The organism is Mesorhizobium sp., from assembly GCF_004963255.1.
Taxonomy (GTDB): domain Bacteria; phylum Pseudomonadota; class Alphaproteobacteria; order Rhizobiales; family Rhizobiaceae; genus Mesorhizobium.
The window spans coordinates 233,839-257,486 of sequence record NZ_SUGA01000004.1; the positions used below are offsets into that span (position 1 = coordinate 233,839).

At 64.7% G+C, this 23,648-nt stretch carries 24 protein-coding genes and 2 tRNA genes; 18 read left to right on the forward strand and 8 right to left on the reverse strand.

Annotation, left to right across the window (positions count from 1 at the left end):
• Nucleotides 1-46 precede the first annotated feature (46 nt).
• Entirely contained in the window at nucleotides 47-499 is a 453-nt protein-coding gene (locus E5X34_RS07670; protein WP_127306490.1) for an Lrp/AsnC ligand binding domain-containing protein, read from the forward strand.
• Here the strand turns inward: E5X34_RS07670 and E5X34_RS07675 are convergent, their stop codons facing one another.
• The gene (locus E5X34_RS07675) at nucleotides 500-1,708 is read right to left on the reverse strand and encodes a cytochrome c peroxidase (protein WP_292562751.1); all 1,209 of its coding nucleotides are present in this window, start codon (nucleotides 1,706-1,708) and stop codon (nucleotides 500-502) included.
• Between the two features lie 7 nt (nucleotides 1,709-1,715).
• The gene (locus tag E5X34_RS07680; protein ID WP_292314646.1) at nucleotides 1,716-2,159 is read right to left on the reverse strand and encodes a FixH family protein; all 444 of its coding nucleotides are present in this window, start codon (nucleotides 2,157-2,159) and stop codon (nucleotides 1,716-1,718) included.
• 158 nt (nucleotides 2,160-2,317) lie between these two features.
• Here E5X34_RS07680 and E5X34_RS07685 point away from each other — a divergent pair, with 158 nt between their 5' ends.
• Entirely contained in the window at nucleotides 2,318-3,238 is a 921-nt protein-coding gene (locus E5X34_RS07685; protein ID WP_292562754.1) for a sugar kinase, read from the forward strand.
• 45 nt (nucleotides 3,239-3,283) lie between these two features.
• Here E5X34_RS07685 and E5X34_RS07690 read toward each other — a convergent pair whose 3' ends face one another.
• The 3 genes from E5X34_RS07690 to E5X34_RS07700 form a co-directional block, all read right to left on the reverse strand.
• Complete coding sequence (locus E5X34_RS07690) at nucleotides 3,284-4,309, reverse strand: aldose epimerase family protein (RefSeq protein WP_292562756.1); 1,026 nt, start codon at nucleotides 4,307-4,309, stop codon at nucleotides 3,284-3,286.
• Between the two features lie 194 nt (nucleotides 4,310-4,503).
• Entirely contained in the window at nucleotides 4,504-5,961 is a 1,458-nt protein-coding gene (locus E5X34_RS07695) for an NAD-dependent succinate-semialdehyde dehydrogenase (protein WP_292562758.1), read from the reverse strand.
• A gap of 170 nt (nucleotides 5,962-6,131) precedes the next feature.
• Nucleotides 6,132-7,082 carry an AEC family transporter gene (locus E5X34_RS07700; RefSeq protein ID WP_292562760.1) on the reverse strand — a complete coding sequence of 317 codons (951 nt, stop codon included), beginning with the start codon at nucleotides 7,080-7,082 and terminating at the stop codon, nucleotides 6,132-6,134.
• A 162-nt stretch (nucleotides 7,083-7,244) separates the two neighbouring features.
• Between E5X34_RS07700 and E5X34_RS07705 the strand changes: the two genes are divergently transcribed.
• The 3 genes from E5X34_RS07705 to E5X34_RS07715 all read left to right on the forward strand — a co-directional run bounded on the left by E5X34_RS07705 (nucleotide 7,245) and on the right by E5X34_RS07715 (nucleotide 8,150).
• Nucleotides 7,245-7,793, forward strand: a complete 549-nt coding sequence (locus E5X34_RS07705) for a histidine phosphatase family protein (protein WP_292562762.1) — start codon at nucleotides 7,245-7,247, stop codon at nucleotides 7,791-7,793.
• Between the two features lie 211 nt (nucleotides 7,794-8,004).
• Nucleotides 8,005-8,078, forward strand: a tRNA-OTHER gene (locus tag E5X34_RS07710).
• A 2-nt stretch (nucleotides 8,079-8,080) separates the two neighbouring features.
• Nucleotides 8,081-8,150: transfer RNA gene (locus E5X34_RS07715), tRNA-Ile, on the forward strand.
• Between the two features lie 20 nt (nucleotides 8,151-8,170).
• Here the strand turns inward: E5X34_RS07715 and E5X34_RS07720 are convergent.
• Nucleotides 8,171-8,527: a hypothetical protein gene (locus E5X34_RS07720; RefSeq protein WP_292562764.1), complete on the reverse strand. Its 357-nt coding sequence runs from the start codon at nucleotides 8,525-8,527 to the stop codon at nucleotides 8,171-8,173.
• Here E5X34_RS07720 and E5X34_RS07725 point away from each other — a divergent pair.
• The 6 genes from E5X34_RS07725 to E5X34_RS07750 all read left to right on the forward strand — a co-directional run bounded on the left by E5X34_RS07725 (nucleotide 8,517) and on the right by E5X34_RS07750 (nucleotide 14,816).
• Nucleotides 8,517-9,659, forward strand: a complete 1,143-nt coding sequence (locus E5X34_RS07725; protein WP_292562766.1) for a slipin family protein — start codon at nucleotides 8,517-8,519, stop codon at nucleotides 9,657-9,659. The genes E5X34_RS07720 and E5X34_RS07725 overlap by 11 nt on opposite strands.
• Nucleotides 9,660-9,852: 193 nt before the next feature.
• Nucleotides 9,853-10,134, forward strand: a complete 282-nt coding sequence (locus E5X34_RS07730; protein WP_027167184.1) for an acyl carrier protein — start codon at nucleotides 9,853-9,855, stop codon at nucleotides 10,132-10,134.
• A gap of 115 nt (nucleotides 10,135-10,249) precedes the next feature.
• A complete protein-coding gene (locus E5X34_RS07735; RefSeq protein WP_292562768.1) occupies nucleotides 10,250-11,437 on the forward strand; it encodes a beta-ketoacyl-ACP synthase in 1,188 nt (395 codons plus the stop codon).
• 28 nt (nucleotides 11,438-11,465) lie between these two features.
• Nucleotides 11,466-12,737 carry a beta-ketoacyl-ACP synthase gene (locus tag E5X34_RS07740; protein WP_126060315.1) on the forward strand — a complete coding sequence of 424 codons (1,272 nt, stop codon included), beginning with the start codon at nucleotides 11,466-11,468 and terminating at the stop codon, nucleotides 12,735-12,737.
• A gap of 37 nt (nucleotides 12,738-12,774) precedes the next feature.
• Complete coding sequence (locus E5X34_RS07745) at nucleotides 12,775-13,803, forward strand: zinc-binding dehydrogenase (protein ID WP_292562770.1); 1,029 nt, start codon at nucleotides 12,775-12,777, stop codon at nucleotides 13,801-13,803.
• A 20-nt stretch (nucleotides 13,804-13,823) separates the two neighbouring features.
• Nucleotides 13,824-14,816, forward strand: coding sequence for a lipid A biosynthesis lauroyl acyltransferase (locus E5X34_RS07750; protein WP_292562772.1), 993 nt, complete (start codon nucleotides 13,824-13,826; stop codon nucleotides 14,814-14,816).
• A gap of 19 nt (nucleotides 14,817-14,835) precedes the next feature.
• Here E5X34_RS07750 and E5X34_RS07755 read toward each other — a convergent pair whose 3' ends face one another.
• Nucleotides 14,836-15,267: a L,D-transpeptidase gene (locus E5X34_RS07755; RefSeq protein WP_126060311.1), complete on the reverse strand. Its 432-nt coding sequence runs from the start codon at nucleotides 15,265-15,267 to the stop codon at nucleotides 14,836-14,838.
• A gap of 278 nt (nucleotides 15,268-15,545) precedes the next feature.
• Here E5X34_RS07755 and E5X34_RS07760 point away from each other — a divergent pair, with 278 nt between their 5' ends.
• From E5X34_RS07760 to E5X34_RS07780, 5 genes are all read left to right on the forward strand, one after another.
• Nucleotides 15,546-16,823, forward strand: coding sequence for an acetylornithine deacetylase/succinyl-diaminopimelate desuccinylase family protein (locus E5X34_RS07760; RefSeq protein ID WP_292562774.1), 1,278 nt, complete (start codon nucleotides 15,546-15,548; stop codon nucleotides 16,821-16,823).
• Between the two features lie 115 nt (nucleotides 16,824-16,938).
• Nucleotides 16,939-18,420 carry an ABC transporter substrate-binding protein gene (locus E5X34_RS07765; RefSeq protein WP_292562776.1) on the forward strand — a complete coding sequence of 494 codons (1,482 nt, stop codon included), beginning with the start codon at nucleotides 16,939-16,941 and terminating at the stop codon, nucleotides 18,418-18,420.
• A 28-nt stretch (nucleotides 18,421-18,448) separates the two neighbouring features.
• Complete coding sequence (locus E5X34_RS07770; RefSeq protein WP_292562778.1) at nucleotides 18,449-19,396, forward strand: ABC transporter permease; 948 nt, start codon at nucleotides 18,449-18,451, stop codon at nucleotides 19,394-19,396.
• Nucleotides 19,393-20,262, forward strand: coding sequence for an ABC transporter permease (locus E5X34_RS07775; RefSeq protein WP_292562780.1), 870 nt, complete (start codon nucleotides 19,393-19,395; stop codon nucleotides 20,260-20,262). Before E5X34_RS07770 ends, E5X34_RS07775 begins: the two co-directional genes overlap by 4 nt.
• Nucleotides 20,259-21,881, forward strand: a complete 1,623-nt coding sequence (locus E5X34_RS07780) for an ABC transporter ATP-binding protein (protein WP_292562782.1) — start codon at nucleotides 20,259-20,261, stop codon at nucleotides 21,879-21,881. The genes E5X34_RS07775 and E5X34_RS07780 overlap by 4 nt, the downstream gene beginning before the upstream one ends.
• A gap of 18 nt (nucleotides 21,882-21,899) precedes the next feature.
• Here E5X34_RS07780 and E5X34_RS07785 read toward each other — a convergent pair whose 3' ends face one another.
• Nucleotides 21,900-22,331 carry a TerB family tellurite resistance protein gene (locus tag E5X34_RS07785; RefSeq protein ID WP_292562784.1) on the reverse strand — a complete coding sequence of 144 codons (432 nt, stop codon included), beginning with the start codon at nucleotides 22,329-22,331 and terminating at the stop codon, nucleotides 21,900-21,902.
• A 200-nt stretch (nucleotides 22,332-22,531) separates the two neighbouring features.
• Here E5X34_RS07785 and E5X34_RS07790 point away from each other — a divergent pair, with 200 nt between their 5' ends.
• Both E5X34_RS07790 and E5X34_RS07795 read left to right on the forward strand, forming a co-directional pair.
• Complete coding sequence (locus E5X34_RS07790) at nucleotides 22,532-23,317, forward strand: TSUP family transporter (RefSeq protein ID WP_292562786.1); 786 nt, start codon at nucleotides 22,532-22,534, stop codon at nucleotides 23,315-23,317.
• Nucleotides 23,318-23,369: 52 nt separating this feature from the next.
• Nucleotides 23,370-23,540: a hypothetical protein gene (locus E5X34_RS07795; RefSeq protein WP_108702979.1), complete on the forward strand. Its 171-nt coding sequence runs from the start codon at nucleotides 23,370-23,372 to the stop codon at nucleotides 23,538-23,540.
• Nucleotides 23,541-23,648: the final 108 nt, after the last annotated feature.

Here is a 23,648-nt window from a genome sequence, read left to right on the forward strand (position 1 = left end):
GAACTATCATAGAAGCTGAATTCCTATCATTTCGGCTGCCAAATCGATGATCGAAGATCAATTGGACCGCATCGACCGCAACATCCTGGCCGCGCTCGGGCGCGACGGGAGGCTTTCCATGTCGGAACTGGCTTTGAAGGTCGGCCTGTCGAAGACGCCGGTGCAGGCGCGCGTGAAACGATTGGAGAAGGACGGCTACATCAGAGGCTACCGCGCCATCATCGATCGCGAACGCATGGGCGAAGGCCATGTCGCCTTCGTCCAGGTAAAGCTGTCGGACACGCGCTCGGCGGCATTGGACGCCTTCAACCGCGCGGTTCAGGGCGTGCCGGAGATCGAGCAGTGCCACATGATGGCCTCGAGCTTCGACTATCTGCTGAAGGTCCGCACCACCGACATCGCCGCCTACCGCCGCGTGCTCGGCGAGCGCATCTCCGCACTGCCCCACGTCGCCCAGACCTCCACCTTCGTGGCGATGGAGACGGTGAAGGACAGGTAGCTAGTCGGACAGCGTCTTCAAAAACGCCACCAGCGCCGCGCGCTCGCGATCGGAGAGGTCGAGCGGGTGCACTTCCGATACACCTTCAACGCTGGGCGGCGCCTTCGAATAATGTGCAACCACCTCGTCGAGCGTCGAGAATTGGCCGGCATGCATGTAAGGCGGGCGATCCGCCGCGCCCCTGAGCGACGGCGTCTTGTAGGCGCGCATGATTTGCGGACCATCCTTGACCATGAAGCGCAGCTCGCGGCAGGCGCTCTCGTCGCCGTCGCGGAATTTGCCGAGGCAGTTGAACGGGTCGGCCTGAACTTGGGCCACCGCATCGACCCGGCCGCGATCCGGCGGCAAGCCGTCGACCGGCGGTACGCCGGTGTTGTGGAAGGCGCCGTCGGTGAAGCGCGGACCATTGTGGCAGGTCACGCAATTGGCCTTGCCGATGAAGAGCTTCAGCCCGAGGATTTCTTCCGGCGAGAGAGCCGCGTCCCCTTCCGGCTTGGCGCCGGTCGCCAGATCGATGGCGAATCGGTCGAAGCGCGTCTGCTCGGGCTCGATCGATCGCTCGAAGGCGGCGATCGCCTTGCCGATATTGGCATAGACGCGGTTGATATCGTCCTGCTGAGAGGCGGGCATCGCGTTCCACGCCGCCTTCTCGGCGTCGCTGCCGAGCGGGCTGGCATTGGCCGGCGCGGTGGAAAGATCGGGCAGCCGCCCAAAAATGCGCTCGTAGCGCTCGCCGAACCGCTTCTTGATGTAGTGCGCGAAGGCTGCCCGGTTGCCGGCCTGCTCCAGCGGGTTTTCGAGCGGCGTCAGCGCCTGCGCCCACAGGCTGTCGCGCCTGCCGTCCCAGAAGAACCACGGATTGCGCGCCACTCCTGCCAGCGGCATGGTGCGCCGGTTGGTACGGCCGACGCCGACCGCCTGCGGCAGGTCGTCCTGGAACTGCCGGTCGATCTTGTGGCAGGTCGAGCACGACACCGTGCCGCCACGGCTCATGCCGGCATCGAAGAACAGCGTCGAGCCGAGCGCGGCAGCCGCCGGCACATCCGCATACTGGTTCGTGGTGTCGGGTTTCAATGACGGCAGCGTATTCAGCGCCAGTGAGGCGATGGTCTTCTTCTCGGCGTCGCTGAACTGCGGCTCGCCGCAGCCACCCAGCAAGGCGAGAGCAGCCAAAGCCACAAGGCATGCAACGCTCATCAGACGCCTCATCGCCCGCTCACAGCACGATGTTGAAGACGACGGAATCGGAACCCGCTGCCGCCGAGATACCGAAGTGCAGCTGCCACCAGCCGCTCATCGTGAATTTCACGCCGTCGATGCGGTAGCGCCCCTCGCCAAGATAATCGGTCGCCTGCGGACTGGTCGGCAGGCCATGATTGTGCTGCGGCATCCCGCCGGAAACGGTGATCGCCGCCCCCTCCACCGGCGCGCCGGCGGCGGTCTTCAGCGTCAGCAGCCAGGATTGCAGCTCGCCCTGCCGGATGACGCCGCGCTCCGGCTCGAAGCTCGCGACGAACAGCCCGTTCGCCGTCTTCTTGGAGCGCGACAGGTCCGGACCGGACGCCGAATGCGGCAGCGTCAGATAGACGACGGCCACGATGCCGACCAGCAACGCGGCCAGGCCGAGCCCCGCAAGGATGTAACGCCATATCGATGCCAAACCCGTTCCTCTTCGGCTGCTAACGTCGCGGGCCGCTCGCCGCGTCCCGCCCTGCCTGTGGGAAATCGTTTCTGGCGCAAAATTCGCCGGCAGCCAAGCATGGCGCTGCCGGCCGCAAAAAGCTACAGCAACAAGACCTTAAGAAGGATAGAACCCACATGGCCGCCAAGGGTATCGCGTCGATCGGCGAATGCATGATCGAATTGTCGGGACAGACCGGCGACAGCTGGCGCATGGGCTTTGCCGGCGACACCTTCAACACGCTGTGGGCATTGCACGCGCTGAGCCCGGAGCGCCCCGCGACCTATGTCTCGGCTTTCGGCGACGATCCCTTCTCGCGCGACCAGATCGCCTTCTTCGGCCAGAACGGCATCGGCATCGGCAACAGTCCGGTCATTGCCGGCGCGCGCCCAGGCCTTTACGCCATCACGCTCACCGGAGCCGAACGCGCCTTCACCTATTGGCGAAGCGACGCGGCCGCGCGCCATCTCGCCTCCGAACCGGCGGCGCTGGCGAAAAGCCTTCAAAACCAGGCGCTTGTCTATTTTTCCGGAATCACCCTGGCAATTCTGGACGAGGCCGCGCGGAAAACTTTGCTGACGGCCATAGTTGCGGCCCGGGCCGCCGGCTCGCTCGTCGCCTTCGACCCGAATTACCGGCCGCGTCTGTGGCCGAGCCGCGAGGCAGCCCAGGCCGCTATCCTGGAGGCGCTTGCCGTGGCCGACATCGCGCTGCCGACCTTTCCGGACGAGCAGATGCTGTTCGGGGATCCGACGCCGCAGGCAACCGCGAAGCGCCTTGGCAAGCTGACTGGCGAGGTCGTGGTCAAGAATGGCGAGCAGCCGGCCCTGATCGCGTTGAACGGCGCTTCGCAAACCGTGGACGCGGTGCACGTGGCCGCCCCGGTCGACACCACGGGGGCCGGCGATTCCTTCAACGGCGGCTATCTCGCCGCGCGGCTTGCCGGCCACGCGCCTGCCGACGCGGTGCGCCGCGCGCATAAAGTGGCCGCCGCGGTCGTGCAGGTTCGCGGCGCGCTTGCTCCATTCGCGACGTTGAGGGCAGTATTCGAGAGTTAAGCGCCGTCGAAGCTTTAGCGCACATTACTTCAATATCGAAAAACCTTAAGGCAAACGGAAGCGGTATTCCGTCACCTGATGATAGATCTGCCCGGGCCACAGCGTCGCCTGCGGGAAATAGGGCCGGTTCGGCGCGTCCGGCCAGGTCTGCGCTTCGAGGCAGAGGCCTGAAAACGCCTTGTAGTGGCGGCCGTCGAGCCCCGGCGATGTCGGCGCGACGAACTGGCCGCTATAGAGCTGCAGTCCAGGCTCGGTGGTCCAGACTTCCATCTCGACGCCGGAATTGGCGCCTTGCACCCAGGCAGCCTGGTGCAGCGGTCCACGGCTGGAGGCGAGGCAGTAATTCAGGTCGTATTGAAGCTGCTCGCCTTCCATTTCCATGCGCAGCGCCCGCGCCTGCCGGAAATCGAAAGGCGTGCCGTCGACCGGCTTCACGACACCTGTCGGGATCATCTCGTCATCGACGGGCGTGTAGGCGCCGGCGTTGAGCATCAGCCGATGGTCGAGGATGTCGCCAGCGCCGCCATCGTCGAGGTTGAAATAGGAGTGTTGCGCCAGATTGCAGAGCGTCGGCTCCTCGCAAGTCGCGGTCAGTTCCATGCTGAGCGTGCCGGGGATCTTCAGCCGGTAGGTGCAGGTGACGTCGAGCGCGCCGGGAAAACCCATCGCGCCGTCGGGATCGTGCAGTGTCAGCGTCACGAAATCGCGGCCATGCAGCGAGACGGTCCATGGCCGGTGGAAATAGCCTTCCGAACCGCCATGCAGCGTGTGCTTGCCGAGAAAATTCTGCTCGGTCTGGTAGCGCTGGCCGGCAATGGTGAAACGGCCGCCGCCGATGCGGTTGGCGAAGCGGCCGACCACGGCGCCGAAGAAGGCGCGGTCGGTCTCGTAAGGTTCGAAGCGGTCGTAGCCCAGCACCAGCGGCGCGTCGTGGCCGTTCAGTCGAAGATCCTGGACGATCGCGCCCAGTCCGATGATGTTGGCGGTCAAGCCGCCGCCCCGGATCGTGAATCGGCGTACGGCCTCGCCCGCCTGCGTCGTGCCGAAGACCTCGCCGTCCTTCATCGCCATGCCCGAAAATGTAAGTTGTCGATTAATGGATTTAGGCCGGCTATGGATGATCCGGCAAGGGCAGGCTCAGCCAATTCCAGGTGTCTGACTGTTTTTCGACCGGGATTTCGCTGAACCAAACGGATAAAGCCGCCCATCGTTTCAGTGAGACGACGGACGGCTCTTCAAAACCTATCCAGTACGGCCGATCGATATCAGAGCCCCAGGCCACCGAAGCAGGCATATTTGGTGTCGAGATAGTCCTCGATGCCCTGATGCCCGCCTTCGCGGCCGAGACCCGATTCCTTGACGCCGCCGAACGGCGCCTCCGGCGTGGTGATCAGGCCTTCATTGACGCCGACCATGCCGTATTTCAGACCTTCCATGACCCGGAAGGCGCGGCCAAGATTGCCGGTGTAGAAATAAGCGGCGAGGCCGAATTCGGTGTCATTGGCCAAGGCCACCGCCTCTTCCTCGGTCTCGAACTTGAACACGGGCGCGATCGGTCCAAAAATCTCTTCCTTCATGAATCGCATGTTCGGCGTGGCGCCGGAGATGACCGTCGGCTGGAAGAACGAGCCGCCAAGCGCATGGCGCTTGCCGCCGGCGACGACTTTGCCGCCCTTGGACGTGGCGTCGGCGATGAATTCCTCGACCTTCTCGACCGCCTTCTCGTCGATCAGCGGTCCCTGCTGCACGCCTTCCTCCAGGCCCGAGCCGACCTTGAGGTTGTTGCTGGCGGCGGCGAGCTTCTTGACGAACTGGTCATAGATGCCTGCCTGGACGAGGAAGCGGTTGGTGCACACGCAGGTCTGGCCGGAATTGCGGTATTTCGCGGTGATGGCGCCGGCCACCGCGCGGTCGACATCAGCGTCGTCGAAGACCAGGAACGGCGCGTTGCCGCCGAGCTCCATCGACACTTTCTTGACCGTCGCCGCGGATTTCTGGATCAGGATCTTGCCGACCTCGGTCGAGCCGGTGAAGGTGATCTTCTTGACCAGCGGATTGGTGCAGAGCTCGTCGCCGATCTCGCCGGCCGAGCCGGTGACGACGTTGACGACGCCCTTCGGGAAGCCGACTTCTTCGGCGAGCGCGCCCCAGGCGAGGCCGGAATAAGGCGTCTGCGAGGCGGGCTTCACCACCGCGGTGCAGCCGGCGGCCAAGGCCGGGCCGATCTTGCGGGCGAGCATCGAGGACGGGAAATTCCACGGCGTGATGGCGGCGATGACGCCGACCGGCTCCTTGGTCACCAGGATGCGGCGGTCGCCCCATGGCGAGGGCACGATGTCGCCATAGACGCGGCGGCCTTCCTCGGCGAACCACAGGATATAGGCCGCGGACGAGCCGATCTCGCCCTTGGATTCGGTGAGCGACTTGCCCTGCTCGATGGTCAGCAGCTCGGCCAGCACGTCCTGATTGTCCATCATCGCGTCATGCAGCTTGCGCAACAGCTTCGAGCGCTCGAGCGCGGTGGTCTTGCGCCAGCTCTTGAAGGCTTCCTCGGCGGCTTCGATGGCGCGGCGGGTCTCGGCCTTGCCGGCCTTCGGCACGGTGCCGATCTTCAGGCCCGTCGCCGGATTGTTGACGTCGATCGTCTGGCCGCTGTCGGCCTGCACCCATTCACCATTGATGAGATTGGCCTGGCGCATGATATGGCTGGTTTTCTGAAGCATGATCTGGCCTCCGTTCGGCGCGCTGATCGGCCGTTTTTCTGGATATCCGTTGAAGCGTGCTTCAAGAGCCGCACGCCGGCGCATTGCTCTTACCTAGGGAAAGGCAGGCAAGCAATCACAAGATGGCATATAGGGGTTGGGCCAGCAAAGGCGAGCCGCGTTCGACGGCGTTATCCGAAGACGTGAATGACCACCGTCAGCCAGAACGACGTGGTCAGCACCGCGCTTGCGGTGGCGAGGGTCATCTGGTTCGAGGCCAGCGCCTGGCCGGTGTTGAACTGGACGGCGATCAGGTAGGAATTGATGCCCGACGGCAGCGCCGCAACGACGACCGCGACCTTGGAGGTCAGCGGCGGCAGGCCGAGCAGCCACACAAAGGCCAGCACCAGCGCCGGCATCAGGAACAGCTTCAGCACCGACAGCGTCAGCGCCGGTCTGATATTGCCGGAGACGCCGAAGCGGCGCAGGCTGAGCCCCATGGCGAACAGCGCCACGGGACCGGCCGTGTCGGCAAGCGTGTCGACCAGCCGCTCGACGAGGTCCGGCAGCGCCGCGCCGGTGAGGCGCCAGGCGAGCCCTGCCAGGATGCCGATGATCAGCGGATTGATGAACAGTCGCCTGAGGAAGCTTTTGACGACACGCAGCGGATGCACCGTCTCGCCGCTGCCGCGTCCGAACATCTCGAACAGCACGATCGAGGCCATCATCATGATCGGAAGGTGGACCGAGACCAGCAGCGACAGCACCTCGAAGCCGCTGACGCCGAATATGCCGAGGATGAACGGCGCGCCGAGCAGCACGACATTAGAATAGGCTGAGGAAACGCCGCCGACGATGCCCGCGCGGGCATCTCGCCCGAAGACGCGTGTCATCACCAGATGGCCCGCGGCCCAGGTGATGGCGACGGCGGCGAAATAGGCGCCCCACAGCGACCATGGCGCCACACCGTGGAAATCCGATTTAACCATGGTCTGGAACAGGAGCAGCGGCATTGCCACGTTGACGGCGAATTCGGAAATCCCCTCTCCGCTCGCCGGCTTCAGATAGCCGGTGAGCCCAGCCAGATAGCCGAGCGCCACGAGGCTGAAGACGAAGAGGACGGTTTCGGTGAGCGGAGTCATTTTGCGGGCGCAGACATCTCTTCCGTGATAGGCGAGCCCCGACCGCCGTGCAATTGGCACGGCGCGCCTATCTCCGACGCCTCTGCTTGTTTTCCGGACGGCTTTGCGATCCCTATATGCCGATCACGGCCTCGGCCCGCCCGGGCCGCCATAGGACTTCCGATGCTGCGACTTGTTCTGGCGCTTTTTCTCCTGGCTGTTCCGAGCCTTGCCCACGCGACCGATGCCGGCTGGGCGCTGCTGCGCGACGGTGGCCATGTCGTGCTGCTTCGCCATGCCTTCGTCACCGGGGCGACCGACCCGGCGAATTTCGACATCGGCAATTGCGCCACGCAGCTCAATTTGTCGGAGCGCGGCAAGCAGCAGGCAAGCCGCATCGGCGCGCTGTTCGCGGCGCGCGCGGCGCCCATCGACCATGTCCTCTCCAGCCGCTACTGCCGCTGCCTCGACACCGCCCGCATCGCTTTCGAATCCGAGCCGCAGCCTTTCGCGCCGCTCGACCTGCTGAAGACCGACCCGGCTGAGAAAGCCGCCCAGATGGCGGCAATCATGAAGGAGATCCGCGGCTATTCGGGCTCGGACAATCTGGTGCTGGTCACGCATCTCGAAGACATCGAGGCGCTCACCGGCGTGGCGCCGCGCGAGGGCGAGGCTGTGGTCGTGGCGCCTGACGGCGACGGCCTCAAGGTGCTGGGGCGCGTGACTTTCTAAGCCGTTGCGCCGGCCGGTGTTGCCGAAATACAACTCCCGGAAGAAGCCGCAAATTTGCCGCGACAATGCCGCTTGCGACAACCCGTCGCAGGGTCTATAGGCGCGCTCCCGGTCACGAAACCGAAGCGAGCACAACGGTTGGAGCTTACGTCTCCGCCCGCGCAGGCGGCTTTGCCGCGCTGTGTACGGCGCCGTTTCGGGGATAGGGATTGCGGGTGTAGCTCAGAGGTTAGAGCGCCGGATTTGGGTCCGGAGGTCAAGGGTTCGAGTCCCTTCATCCCACCACGGATAGCTCAGGTTGGGTAGAGCATCAGACTGATAATCTGACGGTCGAAGGTTCGAATCCTTCTCCATTGGCCTCGAAAGCCAGCACCCTCTCACGGTGTTATTCGAAAATCGGTCCGGGGACCGGAATGCGAGGACTTCACGGACGGCAGGGCTTCGGCCTCGCCGGGCGGCGACGTCCTGCGCCATCGGCGCGCGGCCAGGCCCGCGGTGACGATCAAGGCGCGGCGCGGCCGGCAAGGGAAGCTTCGGCTTCCGGCGCCCGCTTCGCCGCCCCGCGATCCGCTCCCGAAGGCCCGCTTCGCGCGGATGCCACTGGTCTCCGGATCATTCGTGCCCGGGAACATGAAGTACGACGACGTGAAACGAAAAACGAAAAGGATGATCGACGCATGACGTGACGCCTCGCATGGGGCCATGCCCGACAGGAGTAAGACAATGAAGACCATTCTCGAAAAGGCTCTTGGACGCCAGCGCGTCCTCGTAAAGGAAAATGAGCGTGCCGTCGCCCTCTACAAGGGCGAGATCCAGGCGATCCTGATGCCGGGCGAACATTGGCTCGCCAACCGGCGCGGAAACCTGGAAATCTCCAGGCACGACCTGAAGAACCCGGAATTCGTTTCGGCTTACGAGAAGGCATTGTTCGACAAGCTCCCGGACGTGGCCGCGCGTCACTTCACCGTCGTCCGCACCGGACGCATGGAGATCGCCGTGGTCGAGCGTGACGGCGCGCTGCATTCTGTGCTGTCGCCGGACCGCAAGCTGGTGCTGTGGACGGATGCCGGTCCGTGGAAGATCACGACCGTCGACACGGCGGCCGATCTCGCCATCGATCCGGCGCTGATGCGCCGGCTCGGCCAGGCCCGGAAGACGGAACACATGTTCCTCAACCCGGTCGTGGACGGCCAGGTCGGGCTGCTCTTCGTGGATGGTGTGCTCGTCCGCACGCTCGAAGCGGGCGTGCACGCCTTCTGGAATGTCGGCCGCATGGTCCAGGTGAAGGTCGTCGACATCAAGCGCCAGTCGCTCGATGTCGCCGGGCAGGAAGTGCTGACCAGGGATCGCGTGACGATCCGCGTCAACATCGCCGCAGAATACCGGGTCGTCGACCCGGTCCAGGCGGTGAGCACGGTGAAGGACTTCTCGGAAGCCCTCTACCGCGCCCTGCAGTATGCCTTCCGCAAGACGCTTGGCGCGCTCACGCTCGACCAGATCCTCGATAAGAAGGTCACGGTCGACGAGGATGCGGCGGCCAAGGTGCGCGACGACATGGCCGCGATCGGCGTCGAGGTCAGCGACATCGCTCTCAAGGATGTGATCCTGCCGGGCGACATGCGCGAGATCCTCAACCAGGTGGTTTCGGCCGAGAAGCAGGCCGAGGCCAACGTCATCCGCCGCCGCGAGGAGACGAACGCCACGCGTTCGCTGCTCAACACGGCCAAGGTGATGGCCGAGAACCCGGTGATGCTGCGGCTGAAGGAGCTCGAGGCTCTGGAGGCCATCGCCGGCAAGGTCGAGCGGCTCACCGTCCATAACGGGACGGGCGGGCTGCTCAACGATCTGGTCAAGCTCCGCGACTGATGCATGTCGCCAAGCTGACGCAGCGTAAAATGGGAAGGGCCGCCGGTTCGAACGGCGGCCCTTCTTGCGTTCCCAAAGCCGGCGTCTCATCTGCTCCCGGCGCATCAGGCCTTTTCCTGCCGGGAAAAACCGATTAGACAGCGCCCAAAGCAAGATGCGGTCAGATTCCGCCTGCAACCCGAAGGAAGAGCCCTTGTCCACCACGTTCGAGAAAGTCGCCAAGATCATTGCCGATACCAGCGAGATCGATATCGACACCATCACGCCCGAGAGCCACACCATCGACGATCTCGGCATCGACAGCCTCGATTTCCTCGACATCGTCTTTGCCATCGACAAGGAATTCGGCATCAAGGTGCCGCTGGAAAAGTGGACGCAGGAGGTCAATGACGGCAAGGCCTCGACCGACGACTATTTCGTCATGAAGAACCTGTGCGCCAAGATCGACGCGCTGGTCGCGGCCAAGGCCGCCTGATGCCCGCAGAGCGCGCGAACTTGACGCGCTCCGCGCATGACCCCGAAATCGGCATCGATTTTCGGAAAGGATCATGCGCAAAATCAAAAAGCCAGCTGACCCACAACAGCCGCCCATGAGTTCCCACGACGTCGTCATCACCGGCATCGGCCTTGTCTCCTCGCTGGGAGAGGGGCCGGACGCCCATTGGCAAAAGCTTACGCAGCCTGGGTTCCAGCCGGTGCTCGATGCCGAGCGTTTCGCCCCCTATACCATTCATCCCCTGCCCGAGATCGACTGGAACCTGCAGATCGCCAAGCGCGGCGACCAGCGCCAGATGGAAACCTGGCAGCGTCTCGGCACCTATGCCGCCGGCCTGGCGCTGGACGATGCCGGCATCAAGGGCAATGACGAGCTCTGCACCACCATGGACATGGTTGTGGCGGCCGGCGGCGGCGAGCGCGACGAGGCCGTCGACGCCGCGATCCTTGCGGCTTCCGAAACCCGCAACGACCGCGACGTGCTGCTCAACGAGAAGCTGACGACGGAACTGCGGCCGACTTTGTTCCTTGCCCAGCTTTCCAACCTGCTCGCCGGCAACATCTCGATCGTCCACAAGGTCACCGGTTCCTCCCGCACCTTCATGGGCGAGGAAGGCGCCGGCGTCTCGGCCGTCGAGACGGCAGCCGCCCGCATCGGCTCGGGACAGTCGACCCATGTTCTGGTTGGCGGCGCCTTCCAGACCGAGCATTCCGACATGCTGCTGGGCTACGAGCTTGCCGGCTACCTGCATCGCGGCCTGTGGAAGCCGGTCTGGCAGCGCCAGGGCTCCGAGGGCGGCGGCGTGGTCACCGGTTCGGGCGGCGCTTTCCTGGTGCTGGAGCAGCGCGAGCACGCGAAAAGCCGCGGCCGAAGGATCTATGCCGAGCTCGGTCCCATCGTGTCCGGCCGCGCCCGACGCCGCCTGGGCGAGTTGGATGCCGAGATCGTAGCCCTGCTGAAGCAGGCCGAATTGCCCGCCGGCGAACTGCTGACGATATCCGGCGCTTCGGGCGCCCATGCAGCCACGGCCGCGGAGAAAGCGGCGCTCGACGCCAATCCGGCGCTCGCCGTGCGCGGCTTCTCGACCCTGACCGGCCATATGAAGGAGGCCCAGTTCCCCTTCGCCGTGGCGCTAGCGGCCATGGCGATCGACCGCAAGGCCGGTTACCCTGTTTTCGATGCCACAGCCGAGAAGCAGTTCGACGGTGCGCCGAAGGCAGTCCTTGCAACGGCGATCGGCTATCACCAATTCGAGGGCATGGGGCTGATCAAAGCGGCCTGAGGTACTATCGAGGCTGTCAGGACAAAACATGGCCAATCTCAAAGACCATATGGGCAGGCCGGTCGTGGCCGTCACCGGTATCGGCGTCGTGACGTCGCTGGGCGTCGGCAAGACCGACAACTGGGCGGCGCTGACGTCCGGCAAATCCGGCATCCATCCGATCACCCGCTTTCCGGTCGACCACCTCAACACCCGCATTTCCGGCATGGTCGACTTCCTGCCGTCGAGCTCGAAGGGCGCAAGCCACCTCACTTACGAGCTGGCGGAGACCGCGGCCCAGGAAGCCGTGTCGGAAGCAGGGCTCGATTCCGGCGATTTCGGCGGCCCGCTGTTCCTCGCCTCGCCGCCGGTCGAGCTCGACTGGGCCGACCGTTTCTCGCTCTACAATTCCGACAAGAAGGATGGCGGTTCCGAGAGATTGCTGCGCGTCGCTCGCGCGTTGAAGGAGCTCGACATCTTCGAAACCACTCAGTTCGGCTCGATCGCCGACCGCCTGGCCGACCGCTTCGGCACGCGCGGCCTGCCGATAACGCTCTCGACCGCATGCGCTTCAGGCGCTACCGCCATCCAGCTCGGCGTCGAGGCGATCCGGCGCGGCGAATGCGACAAGGCGCTGTCGATCGGCGCCGACGGCTCGGCCACAGCCGAGGCGCTGATCCGCTTCTCGCTGCTTTCTGCCCTTTCCACCCATAACGACATCCCGGAAAAGGCGTCGAAACCCTTCTCCAAGGATCGCGATGGCTTCGTGCTCGCCGAGGGATCGGGCGCGCTGGTGCTGGAATCGCTGGAAGCCGCCCTGGCCCGCGGCGCGACGATCCTCGGCATCATGCGCGGCTGCGGCGAAAAGGCGGACGATTTCCACCGTACCCGCTCCAAGCCCGATGCGTCGCCGGCGATCGCGGCGGTGCGCGCCGTCCTTGCCGATGCGGGCATGAGCGAGGACGAGATCGAATATGTCAACGCGCACGGCACCTCGACGCCGGAAAACGACAAGATGGAGCATCTGTCGCTGTCCACCGTGTTCGGCGAGCGTATCGGCTCGATGCCGGTCTCGTCGAACAAGTCGATGATCGGCCACACGCTGTCGGCCGCCGGCGCGGTCGAGGCCGCCTTCTCGCTGATGACCATGCGCGAAAGCGTCATCCCGCCGACCATCAATTACGACAATCCGGATCCGGCTATCGTCCTCGACGTCGTGCCGAACAAGAAGCGCAACGCCGAGGTCGGCACGGTTTTGTCGAACTCTTTCGGCTTCGGCGGCCAGAACACCTGCCTTGTCATGGCGCGGGAACCGGTCTAAGCGGACGTTTTCCCGCTTTTGACAACTGACAGGCCCTATGCGCGCATTGCAACTTATCGAGGATCGCCGTCTCGAAACGGTGGACCTGCCGCCTCCCCCGCCGCCTTCGCTCGGCGAAGTGACGCTGCGCATCAAGGCAGTAGCGCTCAACCATATCGACGTCTGGGGCTGGCGCGGCATGGCTTTTGCCAAGCGCAAGCTGCCGCTGGTCGTCGGCGCCGAAGCTTCCGGCGAGGTCGAGGCGGTCGGCCCAGGAGTCTCCAACCTGCTGCCGGGGCAGTTGGTGTCGATCTACGGCGCGCGCACCTGCGGCCTGTGCCGCGCCTGCCGCGAAGGCCGCGACAATCTCTGCGAGCACGTTTCCGGCGTCCACGGCTTCCATCTTGATGGCTTCGCCCAGGAAAAGATCAACCTGCGGGCGCGCCTGCTGGTACCCGCTCCTCCCGGCGTCACCGAGATCGGCGCGGCGGTCGCGCCCGTGACTTTCGGCACGGTCGAGCACATGCTGTTCGACAACGCCAAGCTGGAACCCGGCGAGACCATCCTCGTCCATGCCGGCGGCTCCGGCATCGGCACCGCTGCCATCCAGTTGGCCAAGAAGATGGGCTGCACGGTCATCACCACGGTCGGCTCGAACGACAAGATCGACAAGGCGAAGGCGCTCGGCGCCGACCATGTCATCAACTACCGCGAGGACCGCTTCGAGGGCGTCGTGCGCAAGCTGACGAAGAAGAAGGGCGTCGACGTCGTCTTCGAGCATGTCGGCGCCGACACTTTCGCCGGCTCGATGCTGTCCCTGAAGCGCGGCGGGCGTCTCGTCACCTGCGGTTCGACCTCGGGCGTGTCGACCCAGGTCAACCTGATGCAGCTTTTCCAGCAGCAGCTGAAGCTGCTCGGTTCCTTCGGCTGCCGCATGGAGAACATGGCCAACGCCATGCAGAAGATGGCCGCCGGTCTTGTCGCCCCCGTCATCGATACCGAGGTGGGTTTCGACGACATCGATGCGGCACTGAAGCGCATGGAAGGCCGCGACGTCTTCGGCAAGATCATCCTGCGCGTTTCCTAACACAGTTCCAGGAAAAGCGGATGGTCGGCAACGCGCTCAGGAAAGCCCGCCGGGACTTCATGTTCCGCTACGGCCTGCGGCTGCGCCAGATGGAGCACTGGCTGGTCGCCAGGCTCGCCATGGTGTTGCTCTGGCTGCTGCGCCTGTTGCCGCCGGACAGCGCCCTCAACTTCGCCGACCGCGCCGCCCGCCGGGTCGGTCCGCTGGTCGGGCGCCACCGGGTCGCGGTCAACAATCTGCGCCTGGCCTATCCGCAGAAGAGCGACGCCGAAATCGAGGCCATCGCGCGCGACATGTGGGGCAACATGGCCCGTCTCGCGGCCGAATACATCTTCCTCGATGCATTGTTCGACTTCGACCCGGACGCTTCGGGACCGGGCCGGGTCGAGGTTCGCGGCATCGAGCATTTCGTCGCGATCGCCGGCGAGAAGAAGCCGCACATCCTCTTCACCGGCCATCTCGGCAATTTCGAGCTGCTGCCGGTGGCCGCGGCCACGTTCGGCATGAACATCACGGCGCTGTTTCGCCCGCCGAACAATCCTTATCTTGCCGACTACATCCATTCGACGCGCCGCTCCTCGATGGGCGCGCTGCTGCCCTCCGCCGCCGGTGCCTCCTTCGCCCTCGCCGCCATCCTGGAAAAGGGCGGCAATATCGGCGTGCTGGTCGATCAGAAATTCTCAGGCGGCGTCGAGACGACTTTCTTTGGCCGCCCGTGCCAGACCAACCCGATGCTTGGCATGCTGGCCCGCCACTACGACTGCGATGTCTACCCCGCCCGCTGCGTCAGGCTGCCGGGCAACCGCTTTCGTCTGGAGATCGAGGACAAGCTGGCCCTGCCGCGCACCGCAGACGGCAGCGTCGATGTCGACGCCACCACCCAGCTGCTCACCGATGTGGTCGAGCGCTGGGTGCGTGAGGACCCAGGACAGTGGATGTGGTTCCACAAGCGCTGGGAAATCAGCGGCCGCCGCCGCAAGCGCGCAAAGGCGAAGGCGGCAGCTGGCCAATAACTGGCCGGCATTATCGCAATCAGTTGGTCACGACGATCCGCGTGTTGCCGAAGCCGGCTTCCTTGACCATCGCGTAGAAGGTCGCGGCGTTGGCCGGATGCAGGCGCACGCAGCCATGCGACGCCGGGCGCCCGAGATGTCTCACCGCTCCGGTGCCGTGAATGGCGTAGCCGCCGTGGAAGAACACGGAATACGGCATCGGCGAGTTGTCATACTTGCGCGAATACCACATCCGGGCAGTCCATTGCGGCCGGTAGCTGCCGCGCGGCGTGAAATAGCCAGGTCGCGCCGTCGACACGCTCCAGCGGTAGAGCACCTGGCCATATTTGCTGACGGTCATGGTCTGCGACGAGACGTCGATATTGGCGACCAGGTTGGCTGCCCGGCTTGCGACGGACATGCCGAACAACGCTGTCGCCAGCACGGTTGCCATGAGAACGAACTTTTTCATGCGATCAAACCCCTTTGATTGCCCCTGCCATTGACGCGGTTTTTCCATCTTTTTGCCGGCAGATGCGTTAAGTACCACACACTCCTTGACGAATCCGCCAATCCAATCCGATGAATTTGAACGATTTTCCCGGCATAGTTGCCGCCTCGACACGCACCCTCTGAGGTTTAAGCCTGGCCTTGGGCCATGCCCGGATCGTCCTGTGGCAATGAGCGACTCGTTGCTTGCAAAAGTGCTGCGTTCCTTCTTCAATCCACCGAATGAGTGAACGACTTCGCATGAATGAGCGACTTCTCGGGGCGGTCGAGGACCGGGCCGACGACCTGGTTGCCCTGACCGCGGACCTGATCCGCTTCCCGACCGTCAATCCGCCCGGCGAAGCCTACCGGCCATGCGCCGAGTTCCTGGGCGCCCGCTTGAAGAAACTCGGCTTCGAAACCGAATTCATCCGCGCCGAGGGCGCGCCCGGCGACAGCGACCGCTATCCCCGCGTCAACGTAGTCGCCCGCTTCGACGGCCGCTCGCCCGGCCCCTGCGTGCATTTCAACTCGCATATCGACGTGGTCGAGGCGGGCGACGGCTGGACCGTCGATCCCTTTGCCGGCGTGGTGAAGGACGGCAGGGTCTATGGCCGCGGCGCCTGCGACATGAAGGGCGGCCTGGCGGCCTCCATCATCGCCGTCGAAGCCTTCATGGAAGCCTATCCGGATTTCCCCGGCGCCATCGAGATCTCGGGCACGGCTGACGAGGAATCGGGCGGCTTCGGCGGCGTCGCCCATCTGGCAAGGCTCGGCTATTTCTCCAAGCCGAAGGTCGACCACGTCATCATCCCGGAGCCCTTGAACAAGGATCGCATCTGCCTTGGCCATCGCGGCGTCTGGTGGGCCGAGATCGAGACCAAGGGCGAGATCGCGCATGGCTCGATGCCGTTCCTCGGCGACAATGCGGTGCGCCATATGGGCGCCGTGCTGCAGGCCTTCGAGGAGGAACTATTCCCGGCGCTCGACCGCAAGATGACGCGCATGCCGGTGGTGCCGGAAGGCGCCCGGCGCTCGACCATGAACATTAATTCCATCCATGGCGGCCAGACCGAGGATTTCCGGCCGGGGCTTCCCTCGCCCAACGTGCCGGATTGGTGCCGGCTCACCATAGACCGGCGCTTCCTGCTCGAAGAGGACATCGCCACCGTCAAGGGCGAGGTCACCGGCATCCTCGAGCGGCTGAAACGCGAGCGCAAGAAATTCGACTACGAGATCCGCGACCTGATGGAGGTGCTGCCGCTGATGACCGAGCGCGACGCGCCAGTGGTGAAGGCCGTCGCGAAAGGCATCATGGAGGTGTTCGACCGCGAACCCGACTATGTGATCTCGCCCGGCACCTACGACCAGAAGCATGTCGCGCGCCTCGGCCACCTCTACGACTGCATCGCCTATGGCCCAGGCATTCTCGACCTCGCGCATAGGCCGGACGAATGGGTGGGCATCGCCGACATGGTGGAATCGGCCAAGGTGATGGCGATCGGGCTCAATGTGCTCTTGCGCGGCACGACCGGCTAATGGGCAAAAACATTCCGCCTGGCGCCGCCCGGCAGCACGAAACGCAATTTACTCGCGCGCCAAATCACGCTTCTATCCGCCAGCTTGAGCAAGTTTGAGCAATGGGAGTTCAGCGATGAGACTGTGGAAGACCATCCTGGCCGCGGCTGTGCTGTCGCTTGCCGCCGCCACCTCGGCCTTTGCCGCGCGCACCGACCTCACGCTCGGCATCGTGCTCGAGCCGCCACATCTCGATCCAACCGCCGGCGCGGCCGCGGCCATCGGCGAAGTCACCTATGCCAATGTCTTTGAAGGGTTGACCCGCATCGACGACAACGGCCAGGTTCAGCCCGCTCTCGCCGAGAGCTGGGCAGTCTCCGACGACGGCAAGGCCTACACGTTCAAGCTGCATTCCGGCGTGAAGTTCCACGATGGCTCGGCCTTCAGCGCCGACGACGTGAAATTCTCGCTGGATCGTGCGCGTGCCAAGGATTCGCTCAATCCGCAAAAGCAGCTCTTTGCCCACATCACCGATGTCACGGTGGTCGATCCGGCGACCGTCAAGGTCACTCTCGACGGGCCGCAGGGCAGCTTCCTTTACGACATGGGCCAGGTTGCGGCGGTGATCGTGGCGAAGGGGTCGGCCGACGGCAACAAGGACAAGCCGATCGGCACCGGTCCCTTCAAGCTCGATCACTGGGCCAAGGGTTCCGAGATCACGCTCGTCAAGAACCCGGACTACTGGGGTACAGCCGCCGCGCTCGACAAGGCGACATTCCGTATCGTCCCCGACGTGGCCGCGGCCGTCCCCGCCTTGCTCTCGGGCGACATCCAGGCTTTCGCCAACATGCCCGCGCAGGACGCGCTCGGGCAGATCCAGTCCGACCCGCGCTTCAGTGTCGTGATCGGTTCGACCGAGGGCGAGACGATCCTGTCGATCAACAACAAGAAGCCCCCCTTCGACAAGCTCGCAGTGCGGCAGGCGCTTGCCTCGGCGATCGATCGCAATGCCATCATCGCAGCCGCCTCGAACGGTCTTGGAAAGCCGATCGGCTCTCATTTCTCGCCAGGCGACGCGGGCTATGTCGATCTCACCGGCGTCTACCCGCACGACATCGCCAAGGCCAAGGAGTATCTGAAGGAAGCAGGGCTGGAGAACGGCTTCTCGGCCACGATCAAGCTGCCGCCTGTGCCCTACGCACGCGACGGCGGCCAGGTGATTCAGTCCCAGCTGAAGGAGATCGGGATCGATCTGCAGATCATCCCGGTCGAATGGGCGGAGTGGCTGAGCCAGGTCTTCACCAACAAGGACTACGACCTGACGATCGTTTCCCATGTCGAGCCCAATGACATCGATATCTATTCGCGGCCCGGCTACTATTTCCAGTATGACAACCCGAAGTTCAACGATGTGATCAAGGCGCTTGGCAGCACGGTCGACAAGGACAAGAGGCTGGAGCTGCTGGGCGAAGCGCAGAAGATTCTCGCCCACGACGTGCCCGCCGTCTACCTGTTCGAGCTGCCCAAGATTGGCGTCTGGGACGCCAAGCTGCAGGGCATGTGGACGAACTGGCCGATCGAGGCGGATGATCTCACCAAGGTGAAGTGGACGGATTGAGCCCGGCGCGATCACCGGATCGCTTCCCATGACCGCCTACCTCCTGAAACGCCTCATCATCGCAGCCCTAACCCTGGTGCTGGCCTCGATGGTGGTGTTCGCCGTCATGGAGGTCCTGCCCGGCGATCCGGCGCGCCTGATGCTGGGCCTCAATGCCGGCGCCGACCAGGTGGAGTTGCTGCGCAACCAGATGGGGCTGAACGCGCCGCTGCTGCTGCGCTACCTGCACTGGGCGGGCGGCTTGCTCAGCCTCGATTTCGGCCGCTCCTACACCTATTCGGTGCCCGTCATCGACCTGGTGCGTGAACGCATCGCCGTCTCCCTGCCCCTGGCGCTGATCGCGCTGGCGCTCTCGACCATCATCGCCATTCCGGTCGGCGTGTTCTCGGCCAGCCGCCAGGGCCAAGCCGGCGATACGCTGGCCATGGGCGCGGCCCAGCTCGGCGTCGCGGTGCCGAATTTCTGGTTCGCGCTGATGCTGATCTATCTCTTCGCCGTCTGGCTGCGGCTCGTGCCGGCCGGCGGCTTCCCCGGTTGGGGCGCCGGTGCCTGGACGGCGTTGAAATCCCTGATCCTGCCGGCCGTGGCCCTCGCGCTGCCGCAGGCGGCGATCCTGGGGCGCGTCGCCCGCTCTGCGCTGGTCGAGGTCCTGAACGAGGATTATATCCGCACCGCGCGCGCCAAAGGCCTGCCATACCGCGCCGTGCTCTGGCGCCACGCGCTGCGCAATGCCATGATCCCGGTGCTCACAATCCTCGGCCTGCAATTCGCCTTCCTGCTTGCCGGCACCATCATCATCGAGAATGTCTTCTACCTGCCCGGCCTCGGCCGGCTGATCTTCCAGGCCATCACCCAGCGCGACCTGATCGTGGTCGAGAGCATTGTCATGCTTCTGGTCGCCGCCGTGATCCTGATCAACCTCCTCGTCGATTTCTCCTACGCCATCGTCGACCCGCGCCTCAGAGGCCGGCAATGACCATGCGCGTCGACCTTCCCGAGGAAACCCTTGCCGGCGTGCTGGCCAGGGCCTTCGGCAACCGCTCTTTCCTGATCGGTCTGGTCATCACGTTGCTAATTCTGGCTGTCGCGCTCGTCTCCTTCGTCTGGACGCCTTACGACGTCACCAGGTTGGTGATCGCCGACAAGGCCCAGGCGCCCTCCTGGGCGCATTGGTTCGGCACCGACCATTTCGGCCGCGACATCCTGTCGATGGTCATGGTCGGCGCCCGCAATTCGATCGCAGTGGCGCTGGTCGCGGTCGGCATCGGCATGGGCATCGGCGTGCCGCTCGGCGCTCTGGCCGCCGCGCGGGGCGGACTGGCCGACGAGGCGCTGATGCGCGTCAACGACGTCGTCTTCGCCTTTCCTGCCCTGCTTTCGGCGATCATGATCACCGCGATCTTCGGCCCCGGCGCCGTCAACGCCATCATCGCCATCGGCATCTTCAACATACCTGTCTTCGCGCGCGTCGCCCGCGCCGGCGCACTGGCGATCTGGGCGCGCGAGTTCATCCTCGCCGCGCGGGCCGCCGGCAAGGGCATGACGCGCATCACCGTCGAGCACATCCTGCCCAACATCGCGACGCTGCTGCTCGTCCAGGGCACCATCCAGTTCGCGCTCGGCATCCTCGCCGAAGCCGGGCTTTCCTATGTCGGCCTGGGCGCGCAACCGCCGATGCCGAGCTGGGGCCGCATGCTGTTCGACGCCCAGACGCGCATGGTGACCGCGCCCTGGATGGCGATCTTTCCCGGCATGGCGATCGTCATTACCGTGCTCGGGCTGAACCTTCTCGGCGACGGCATCGCCGACATCCTCGATCCGAAATCGCGGCGGCGCCGATGAGCCTGCTCGAGATCGAGAACCTGTCGCTTACGATCGGCGCCACGCCGATCCTCAAAGGCGTCGAACTGACGGTCGCGCCCGGCGAAGTCGTCGGCCTTGTCGGCGAATCCGGCTCCGGCAAGTCAATGACGGCGCTGACAATCATGCAGCTCCTCCCTCATCTGGCGCGCGCCGAGGGTCGCGTGACCTTCGACGGCATCGACATCCTCGGCGCCACCGAAGACCAGATGTGCGCCTTGCGCGGCGACGATATCGGCATGGTTTTCCAGGAGCCGATGACGGCGCTCAATCCGGTCAAGACGATCGGCGAGCAGGTCGCCGAAGGCATCCGCTGGCACACGAAGACGAGCCGCGCCGAGGCCGAGGATCGCGCGCGAAAAATCCTCGACCGCGTCGGGCTGCCGGAAGCCAAATTCCCGCTGTCGCGCTATCCGCACGAACTGTCCGGCGGCCAGCGGCAGCGCGTCGTCATCGCCATTGCCTGCGCGCTGAAGCCAAAGCTCCTGATCGCCGACGAGCCGACGACGGCGCTCGACGTGGTGCTGCAGGCTCAGATCCTCGACCTGTTGCGCGATCTGGTCCGCGAGAACCGGATGGGATTGCTGCTCATCTCGCATGACCTCGCGGTGGTGACCGAGATGGCCGATCGCCTGACCATCCTGCGCCATGGCGAGGTGACGGAAGCCGGCGACACGGCACGCACGCTATCTGAGCAGCAGCATCCCTATACGCGCGAGCTGGCGCTCGCCTCCATGCATGTGCCGGCGCGGCCGAAACCGCATCTTGCCGGCTCGGCAAGACCCTTGCTCGAAGTCGAAGGCGTCGGCCGGGACTATCCGGGCCGGCGCACATCCCTGTTCCGGCCGGCGCAGCCGATCCGCGCCGTCGACAATGTCTCGCTCACCATTGAGCCCGCGCAATCCGTGGCGCTCGTCGGCCGCTCGGGCTGCGGCAAGTCCACGCTTGCCCGCATGATCCTCGCCTTGGACAAGCCGACGGCGGGCACGATCCGCTTTCGCGGCGAGGCCATCACCGGAAAAGCGGAGGCCGAGCTGAAGCCGGCCCGGCGCGACATGCAGGTCGTGTTCCAGGATCCCTACGGCTCTTTCGACCCGCGCCAGAAGGTGCAGAGACTGGTGGCCGAACCGCTGCATCTTCTGGAAAAGCAGCCGGCGCAGGCCGAGCGCCGCGAGATGGTCGCGCATGCGCTGCACGAAGTCGGGCTCGGTCCGCGCGACATGGACAAATATCCGCATGAATTCTCGGGCGGCCAGCGCCAGCGCCTGTCGATCGCCCGCGCCATCATCACCCGCCCAAAGCTGGTGGTGGCCGACGAGCCGGTCTCGGCGCTCGATGTCTCGATCCGCGCCCAGATCCTCGATCTCTTCGCCGAGCTCAATCAGAAGCTCGGCATCGCCTATCTGTTCATCACCCATGACCTGACGGTCGCCCGCGCCATGGCGGACGAGGTGCTGGTGATGCATGAAGGCAAGATCGTCGAGCGTGGCCGGACCGCCGACGTGCTCGACCATCCGCGCTCCGAAGCGGCGCGGGCGCTGGTCGCGGCGGCGCCCGATCTTCACCGAGCCATCGCGCGACGCATACAGGAACAGGGCTAAGCCAGCCGGCGGGGCAGGCTATTCCTCTGGCTTCACCAGATCGACCGGACTGATATCGAGCAGGTCGAGCGTGCGGCGCAGCAGCTTCACCTCGCTCTCAGCCAACCTGGCATCGGCCTTTGCGATCTCGGCCATGTGGCGCGCGAGCAGCTTCCGGCGCTCGACATCGAGGTCGCGGAACAGCGCGATCGCCTGCGAGCCGTTGGTTTCGTAGCCATAATCGTTGAGATATTCAATGACGCTGTCGATCGAGGCCTCGGGGATGCCGAAGGCTTCCCTACATATGCGACGGAAGACGACCATCTCGCTCTCCGAGACCGAACCGTCGGCCAGGATCATGCGGAACAGCATCAGGAGTTCCGCCGACAGCACCGGATCGTCCGCCACCTTGCGCACGCCCGGGTCACCGTCGAAGATCGAACGTATCTGGTCGAGCAGCGCCATCGCCATCAAGCTCCCCTTTCCGATTCCACCTGATTGTTAGAGCAATTCCAGGAAAAGTGTGAAGCGGTTTTCCGTCCGGAATTGCGGCAAAGCAGCGGACAGAGCGGTTCGGCGTGTAACGGCGAGCCGCTCTGTCTCGGAATCGCCCTTGCGCAAACGGGGCGAGCGTGGTGGAAGCTGCGGCTTCCTCCAGGCATCCCTCCCCGATGATCGATCTTACCCTGCAGACCGTCCTCATCCTGATTGCTGCCGCCTTTGCGGCCGGCTTCGTCGACTCGATCGCCGGCGGCGGCGGGCTGATCACCATCCCGGCGCTGCTGCTCGCCGGCTTTTCGCCGGTCGCAGCCCTTGGCACGAACAAACTGCAAGGCATGTTCGGCTCCGGCTCGGCCACCATTCATTATGCGGCCAACGGCCAGGTCGACCTGCGCCGCCAGCTGCCGTCGGCGCTGCTGGCGCTTGTCGGTGGCGCGGTCGGGGCGCTTTTGGCGACGGTCGTTCCCGGCGACTTTCTGCGCGCCATCCTGCCGCTGCTCCTGATCGCCATCGCGCTCTATTTCGCGCTGAAGCCGAACATGGACGATGTGGACCGCGCCGAGCGGCTGTCGCCTTTCCTGTTCGGGCTGATCATCCCGCCGCTGGTCGGCCTCTATGACGGTGTCTTCGGCCCCGGCGCAGGCTCCTTCTACATGCTCGCCTTCGTCACGCTTGCCGGCTACGGCGTGCTCAAGGCGACGGCGCACACCAAGCTGCTCAATTTCGCCTCCAACATCGGCGGCTTCGTCGTCTTCGCCGCCGTCGGCGTCATCGACTGGAAGGTCGGCCTGATGATGGGCGTAGCACAATTCATCGGCGCCCGCGTCGGCGCGAGCCTTGCCATCCGCATCGGCGCCAGGCTGATCAAGCCGCTGCTTGTGGTGGTCTGCCTGGCCCTAGCGATCAAGTTGTTAGCCGATCCCGCCAATCCGCTGCGCCAGCTCATTGGTGTATGAAGCGCCTGCTGGTAGACTCCAGGCGTTGCGAATCATGTTGGAGGGACCAGACATGAATCTCAGTGCACCCACCCAGATCGTGTTCATTATTTCGTTGGTCATCGCCGTCATCGGCCTTCTTGCCGCTCTTGGCGTTCTTGCATTCATTCCGCTTGCGTCCGTTTGGATCATGCTCATCGCCTACATCGTGCTCGCCGCCGGCTGTTTGATGCGCGGCGCTTGAAATTCGCAGATCTCAGGCAACTCGGAGCGCCCGGCCCTGCCGGGCGCTTTTGATGTCTCGCCAAGGCAACGACTCCAGCGATGCGGGAAAGTTGCCGTCAAACCTTCT